Origin of the sequence: Psychrobacter sp. (assembly GCF_030454045.1) — a bacterium.
Taxonomy (GTDB): Bacteria; Pseudomonadota; Gammaproteobacteria; order Pseudomonadales; family Moraxellaceae; genus Psychrobacter.
This window is the reverse complement of sequence record NZ_JAKDJE010000116.1, coordinates 1-5,143: the sequence shown is the minus strand read 5'-3', so window position 1 is coordinate 5,143 and position 5,143 is coordinate 1. Positions and strand designations below refer to the sequence as shown.

Here is a 5,143-nt window from a genome sequence, read left to right as displayed (position 1 = left end):
TGTCCATTAGCGACTACCACCTACTTTTTAGCATGAATTTTGTCCATTACACCGAAAACAAAGGATAGCACTCGACAATTCATCGCTCAAAGAGCACTGATGTATATCGTCGACATGGATGTGACTACTTTTTTATAGACCCTTAACTTATCTTAATTTAAGGACGCTTGGCATGACAGTAGAGAAACCTTGGCTTGCTCAATACCCAGAAAACGTACCCAAGACCATTAATCCTGATCAATATGAAAGCCTCATAGAGTTGTATGAAGAGTGCTTCAACCGTTTTCGTATGCATCCGATGACTATCTGCATGGGTGTGACTCATACTTATGATGACGTTGACAAAGCATCATTGGCAGTAGCAGCATGGTTACAAGCTCAAGGCTTACCTAAAGGCAGCGTAGTGGCACTCATGATGCCAAACGTCCCACAATATTTACCAATCATGATTGGTATCTTACGCGCAGGTTACGTCTGTACCCCGATCAACCCACTATATACAGGTCGTGAGCTACGCCATCAATTGAATGACTCAGGCGCTCAGGTGATTTTTGTGGTGGATAACTTTGCTCAAGCGCTAGAGCAAGTCATTGAAGAGACCAATATCAAGCGTATTGTACTCTCAAAAATGGGCGATATGATGGGCTTAAAAGGTATTTTGGTAAATACCGTTATCCGTCAAGTCAAACGCTTAGTGCCTAAATACAATCTAAATGACCCTAAGTACAACGTCACGAAATTCCCTGAAGTACTGAAAAAAGGACGTAATCTACCGCTTCAAGCACCCAAAACCACGCTGCAACAAAAAGCGATTCTACAATACACAGGCGGCACAACGGGTCTGTCTAAGGGTGCTGTTTTGACGCAGCGTAATGTCGTCGCAGCGGCGATGCAATCAGAAGCATGGTACCGTCCAGTGACCTCTGATATCAATGAGGTGTACATCAACATGGTCATGGCCCTACCCTTGTATCATATCTTTGCGTTTATGCTCAGCTTACTTGGTATGCGTTCAGGCTACACTTTTATTCTAGTACCCAATCCGCGTGATATGCCAGGGTTTATCAAAACGCTATCAAAACAACCGTTCCATATTTTCCCTGCGGTCAATACCTTGTTCAAAGGGTTGCTTGATCAGCCAAGCTTCAAAGAATTGGACTTTAGCTCACTGCGTATCACTCAGGCGGGTGGTATGGCGGCAACCGAGCAAACAGCAGCCCGTTGGTTAGAGGTGACTGGTTGCCCTATGGTCGAGGGCTGGGGTATGACAGAAGGGGTTGCTGGCGGTACCGCCAACGTCATTACTGATCGTAAGTTCAACGGTACAATCGGCATACCAGTTCCTAGTGTCGATATCATCGTCGTCGACGAAAATGGTGAACGTGTCGCCATGCATGAGGCAGGTGAGATGTGCATCAAAGGCCCAAACGTCATGTCAGGCTATTTCAATCGAGACAATACCAATGATTTCACAAGCGATGGTTACTTCCGTACTGGCGATATTGTGAGCATGGATGAAAAAGGCTACTTCACTTTACTAGACCGTAAAAAAGATATGATTTTGGTGTCAGGATTCAATGTATTTCCAAATGAGATTGAAGCGGTCATGCTTGACCATGAAGGTATCGTCGATTGCGCCGTGATTGGTATCCCTGATGAAAACCAAGGTGAAGCCGTCAAAATCTATATTGTGCCTGCAGACAACAATGTCATCAAAGAAGACATCAAAGAGTTTGCATTAGACAATTTAACGGGTTATAAGTGCCCGCGTCATATCGAGTTTGTCAGCGAACTACCAAAAAGTAATGTCGGTAAAGTATTGCGTCAAAAGCTACGTGAGCAGCACCTATCAGACAATCCGCAAACGTTGTAATCTATATATTATGATTTTGCCATAGAGACAAAAAAGCCCACTGTTATTAGAGTGGGCTTTTTGTTTTTATTGCACGAGCGTGTTGCATCAGCTCAATCGACTCATCACTTGCAGCGGCAAACGCTTCATTGCCTGACCTACAATCGACCATGGCAAGCTTGGTACACACGCTTCTTCCACACCTGCTTCAATCGCGGCAACGATCGCTTTGGTACCGGTATCAGTATCCACTTCAAACGGCAATGGCTTGGCATTCGTATTAATCTCAGTACGGATGTAACCGGGATAAATAGTAGAGACTTTAATAGGCAACTTAGTCAATAGCATATCAGCACGAATCCCTTCTGCAAGATGTGCCAAACCTGCTTTACTCGCGCCGTAAGCTGTCAGGTGCTTAGGCAGGCCACGCATCGCTGACATGCTCGACATGACGACCAGATGACCACTGTTTTGAGCCCGAAAGATATTCATCGCCGCTTCGCATTGTGCCAATGCCGAGATGAAATTAATCTCAACGGTACGGCGATTGGTATCAAAACGTCCTTTACCAATACGGCGACTATCGCCAATCCCTGCATTGACCACGATACGATCAATAGTGCCAAAGTCAGCAGCAAATGCGTCAAATACCTTAAAAACAGCATCATAATCACTGACATCTAACGCTCGGTACTCAACGCGTATATTAGGATATGCTGCTACCAGCTCTGACTGCAAGCGCTCTAAACGATCAGTACGGCGCGCACAGATAGCAAGATTATAACCAAGCTTAGCGAACAATCTTGCCATACCCTCGCCCAATCCTGAGCTTGCTCCTGTGATCAGGACGGTTTTGCCTTGACCAACCTGCTGTTTGTCTAGGTCTTTTAGATAGCGTGATGGCTGAACGGCGCTAAATACCTGAGCTTTACTTTGTTTGGCGCTTTTAGTGACTAAATTAAGCAGTTTGTGTTGCATAAGCCCTCCCTTGTATCGACTCTAAATGACACTCCAGTTTTATAGATTCTCTGTACCAACGACAAAAACTGGTTGACTAAAATCGTTCATTGTAATGGCTAATGCTCTACAAATACGTGGCGATTGTGTATAAAAGCGCATCCAAACCCATTGACTCAATTATCGCCACGTCACAAACTGCTTGCCTTCAGAAAATAGATGACTGTATTCATTTAAAGACAATAAATGCGCGCGCTGACTCTTTAGGGTGATCGATGTCACGCCCGTATTGACTAAGCTCTTATTTAACTGATAAGCGGTTTGACTGCCTTGGCTCAGTAGCTGTGCGGTAATGGCAGCGATGACACCGCCTGAGGTAAAGACCAATACAGTGCTATTTTGGTCTAAGCGCATATCGGCTATCTTTGTACGTACTTGTTCAAGCGCTTGCTGCGCTCGCTCATTGAACTGCGGCCAGCTTTCAATATAATCCTGATCATTGTTGCCACCATGCCAGCGCTGCATCGCTTGATCAAACAGCTCAGCAAGACGCCGATTTGGTGATTGAGCATTGACAATTTCAGCGGATATCTCAGCTTGGTTATCAAAATCACCAGCGGATTTCACAAACACATCTTTGTGATTGAACTCGTCAAATTGCGGCAAAATATAGCTGTCAGGCTCATCAAAGTTGATGGCTGTCGCAATGGCCATGTCGTCATTGTTGGCCTGAGCAAACAGTTGATACCCTTGCCAAAAATGGCGAGCAGAGTCTTGTTGCCTGACCAGCTTACCCGTAAATATCGCATCGATACGGCGCTGGGTATTTGCATAGTGTTGACCCAGCATTTTTGCTTGGGTTTCACCTAGCTCTGACAGCCGATCATAGTTTTCTTGACCAAAAGAAGCCTGACCATGACGGGCTAAAAGTATGGTTGTCATAAAATACTGCCTTTTATTATATTGTCCAAATTGCGGTTTTTCTTATACTTCAGCTGAATCAGAGGGTTTAGCAAAATAGCCTTTTGGTAAAATGCCTTTCACTACTTTTTGTACAGGGTCTGGCAATTTCTCAATCGTTGCCGCATCGACTCCTCTGTCTTCTAAATATGGCTGAACGTGTGCATTGAACAGCGCTTCGCCTTCATATTGTGCAATCAGTTTGAGACATTTGGCATGCATGACATGTATGGCAAGCCACGCGTTTTTAAATGCTGGATTGGTGGTTTGTTTATGATAGTAGCGATAGTAGATTTGCTGAATGATACCTGATAGACGAAACAGCCCAAACACTTCATAAAAGGTCCAGTTATCTATCTGTAGTCCAGACTTTTCTAGATAATAAGCAACCACTTCGTCACGCGTCATCATACCTTCTAAGTGAGTTGGCTGGCGACGAAACTGCTGCATGACAATATTGTCGTCTTCCTCAATCCAGTAAGCCAACGCACTACCCAAGTCCATTAGTGGATCGCCAAGGGTTGCCATCTCCCAATCGAGGACTCCGATAACTGTAGTCGGCTCGTCTGCATCGAGTATGACGTTATCAAAGCGCCAGTCATTGTGAATAATGCACGTTTTGCTATCAGCAGGGGTATGCTTTTTGAGCCACTGTCTGACCAAGGCAAAGCTTGGGACGTTGGGTGTCTTTGCTTTGATATAACGCTTGTCCCAGCCACTAATTTGGCGGGCGCAGTAGCCATCACCGCGACCCAAATCAACCAAATCAGGATGCTCTGTATAGTCTATCTGATGCAGCTCTACCAACGCATCCAAAACATTGGTACAAAGTAGACGGATTTGTTCAGGATCTAGATCGACCCCTTTTGGTAAATTGGCACGGGGAATGATCCCTTCCATGCGCTCCATCACATAAAAGTCAGCGCCAATGACGGCCTCATCTGTACATAGCGCAATCATCTCGGGCACATAAGGATAAGCATCTTTTAATGCTTTTTGAACGGTATATTCGCGTACCATGTCGTGCGCAGATTTTGCCTTGGTACCTTTTGGTGGACGGCGTAAGATAAGATCTTGGTTTTTATCATCGCCTTCATATTGTAAGCGATACGTCCAGTTAGAAGCCCCGCCTGAGAACTGAGTGACTGTAGGCTCGCCTACGACATCGACACCTTGGCTACGTAGCCATGCGCTGATAGCTTGGGTATCAAGCTCCTCACCCTCACGCACCGCGCCGCCTTTATCTAATACTCTATGGTCAGTTGACATGTGACATTCCTTATCATGTGATCAGTTATTTTTATAACTTATACTTATAGTACCCCACTCTCAACTTCGAAAGTGATTGAAAAAAGAAGAGCACCTCACTAATCT

4 protein-coding genes are annotated in these 5,143 nt (G+C 45.0%); 1 reads left to right on the top strand and 3 read right to left on the bottom strand.

Translation table 11 applies throughout. The features are described 5' to 3' along the window. Positions 1-172 precede the first annotated feature (172 nt). Positions 173-1,873 (top strand): AMP-binding protein, encoded by a 1,701-nt coding sequence (locus L0G63_RS13330; protein ID WP_301451090.1) that lies wholly within the window; start codon positions 173-175, stop codon positions 1,871-1,873. Positions 1,874-1,960: 87 nt separating this feature from the next. Here the strand turns inward: L0G63_RS13330 and L0G63_RS13325 are convergent, their stop codons facing one another. The 3 genes from L0G63_RS13325 to L0G63_RS13315 form a co-directional block, all read right to left on the bottom strand. Next, positions 1,961-2,830: an SDR family oxidoreductase gene (locus L0G63_RS13325; protein WP_301451089.1), complete on the bottom strand. Its 870-nt coding sequence runs from the start codon at positions 2,828-2,830 to the stop codon at positions 1,961-1,963. 159 nt (positions 2,831-2,989) lie between these two features. Continuing rightward, entirely contained in the window at positions 2,990-3,751 is a 762-nt protein-coding gene (locus L0G63_RS13320; protein ID WP_301451088.1) for a histidine phosphatase family protein, read from the bottom strand. Between the two features lie 42 nt (positions 3,752-3,793). Further along, positions 3,794-5,038: a phosphotransferase family protein gene (locus tag L0G63_RS13315; protein ID WP_301451087.1), complete on the bottom strand. Its 1,245-nt coding sequence runs from the start codon at positions 5,036-5,038 to the stop codon at positions 3,794-3,796. Positions 5,039-5,143: the final 105 nt, after the last annotated feature.

Coding starts and splice junctions, on each gene's coding strand:
- L0G63_RS13325 (WP_301451089.1), bottom strand. CDS start 2,830: ATGCAACACAAACTGCTTAATTTAGTCACTAAAAGCGCCAAACAAAGT.
- L0G63_RS13330 (WP_301451090.1), top strand. CDS start 173: ATGACAGTAGAGAAACCTTGGCTTGCTCAATACCCAGAAAACGTACCC.
- L0G63_RS13315 (WP_301451087.1), bottom strand. CDS start 5,038: ATGTCAACTGACCATAGAGTATTAGATAAAGGCGGCGCGGTGCGTGAG.
- L0G63_RS13320 (WP_301451088.1), bottom strand. CDS start 3,751: ATGACAACCATACTTTTAGCCCGTCATGGTCAGGCTTCTTTTGGTCAA.